Here is a 1,588-nt window from a genome sequence, read left to right on the forward strand (position 1 = left end):
GCGGTGGCTGGTGGACGGCCGGCTGGAGTTTTTGGGCCGTGTCGATGATCAGGTGAAGGTGCGGGGCTTCCGTATCGAGCCGGGTGAGGTGGAGGGGGTGCTGGCCGCGCATCCCGGGGTGCGGGTGGCGGTGGTGGTGGCGTGGGGTGATGACACGGACCGTCGGCTGGTGGCGTATCTGGTGCCGGCCGATCCGGCGGAAGGTATTCCGCCGGTCGCCGAACTGCGTACGTTCGCGGGAGAGCGGTTGCCGGAGTTCATGGTTCCGGCGGTGTTCGTCGAGCTGGCGGCGTTGCCGTTGACGGCGAACGGCAAGGTCGACCGGGCGGCGCTGCCCTCACCGGACGGTGCCCGTCCCGAACTCGGCGAATACGTCGCTCCGAGTGGGGTGGCGGAGGATCTGCTGGCCGGGATCTGGGCGCAGGTGCTGGGTGTGGACCGGGTCGGGACCGTGGACAATTTCTTCGAGCTCGGCGGGGACTCGCTGCTGGCCACCCAGGTGGCGACCCGGATCCGGCGGATGTTCGGGGTAGACATTCCCTTGACGGTGTTGTTTGACGAGCCGACGGTGCGCGGGCTAGCAGCATTGATCGAGGATCTTGGCGGCCTTGGGCGGGATGCTGGGGCGCCCCCGATGACGTCTGTCCCGCGCGATCAGGCGTTGCCGTTGTCGTTCGCGCAGCAGCGGTTGTGGTTCCTCGATCAGCTGGAGCCGGGATCAACTGAGTACAACGTGCCATCACCCTTGCGCTGGTCCGGAGAGTTGGACATCATCGCTCTGAACGCCGCTTTGGCTGCGCTGGTGGCGCGGCACGAGGTGTTGCGGACCCGGTTGGTGGCGGACGCGGACGGTGTGGCCCGGCAGGTGATCGACCCGCCCTCGCCCTTCCCGCTCCCGCTGGTCGACATCTCCGGCGCCGACGACCCGCCGACTGTAGTGCAGGAACTGGTGGCGGCGGACGCGATGACGGCGTTCGATCTGTCAGCCGGGCCGTTGATTCGCGGCTCACTGATTCGGCTGGCTGCCGACGACCATGTGCTTGCGTTGACCATGCACCATGTGGTCTCGGACGAGTGGTCGGGCCGTGTGTTGCGTCGTGATCTGTCGGCGTTGTACGAGGCGTTCTGTGTGGGTGGGCCGGATCCGTTGCCGGTGTTGGCCGTGCAGTATGCCGATTTCGCGGTGTGGCAGCGGCAGTGGTTCAGTGGTGATGTTCTTGACGGGCAGTTGGCGTACTGGCGTGAGCGGTTGGCCGGCGTTCCCGTTCTGGAGCTGCAGACCGACCGGCCCCGCCCGCCGGTACGCGCGCCGGAGGGCGCCGTCGCGGAGTTTCACATTTCGGCGTCCACGTCCGAACGGCTGCGCGCGATCGCCCGTGACCACAGCGCGTCGATGTATATGACGTTGTTGGCTGCTTATGCGGTGGTGTTGGGTCGGCACAGTGGTCAGGAGGATGTGGCTGTCGGGACGCCGGTCGCGAACCGGAACCGGGCGGAGACGGAGGATTTGATCGGGTTCTTCGTCAACACGTTGGTGATGCGGACGGATCTGTCCGGTGATCCGTCTTTCGTTCAGTTGCTGGGTCGT

At 66.7% G+C, this 1,588-nt stretch carries 1 protein-coding gene; it reads left to right on the forward strand.

The window, feature by feature from the left end; all coding sequences use genetic code 11:
- On the forward strand, nt 1-1,588 hold a 1,588-nt coding region (locus AB0D14_RS44940), incomplete at both ends, for a condensation domain-containing protein (RefSeq protein WP_362791324.1).

Source organism: Streptomyces sp. NPDC048484 (genome assembly GCF_040651415.1).
Taxonomy (GTDB): domain Bacteria; phylum Actinomycetota; class Actinomycetes; order Streptomycetales; family Streptomycetaceae; genus Streptomyces.